The following is a 249-nucleotide window of genomic DNA, read 5'->3' on the forward strand; positions in this document are numbered from 1 at the left end:
CTTCGATATTGAGATCGAGGACATCGCCCACGGCATCGCAAGGGTGGCGCGCTGGAACGGCCAGACCATCGGCGAGCACGGCTTCTCCGTGGCTCAGCACAGCCTGGTGGTGGAGGAGATCGCTGTGCACCTGCAGCCGGCCCTGGCGCCCAAGTGGCGGTTGGTGGCGCTGCTGCATGACGCTCCGGAGTATGTGATCGGCGACATGATCTCGCCGTTCAAGGCGGCGCTGGGGGTCGACTATAAGAC

1 protein-coding gene is annotated in these 249 nt (G+C 64.7%); it reads left to right on the forward strand.

Annotated features, from left to right (window positions below; all coding sequences use genetic code 11):
* The coding region (locus C1X29_RS30180) for a YfbR-like 5'-deoxynucleotidase (protein WP_146023338.1) at positions 1 to 249 on the forward strand (249 nt) is incomplete at both ends.

Origin of the sequence: Pseudomonas sp. GW456-12-10-14-LB2, assembly GCF_002884345.1 — a bacterium.
Classification (GTDB): domain Bacteria; phylum Pseudomonadota; class Gammaproteobacteria; order Pseudomonadales; family Pseudomonadaceae; genus Aquipseudomonas; species Aquipseudomonas paraglycinae.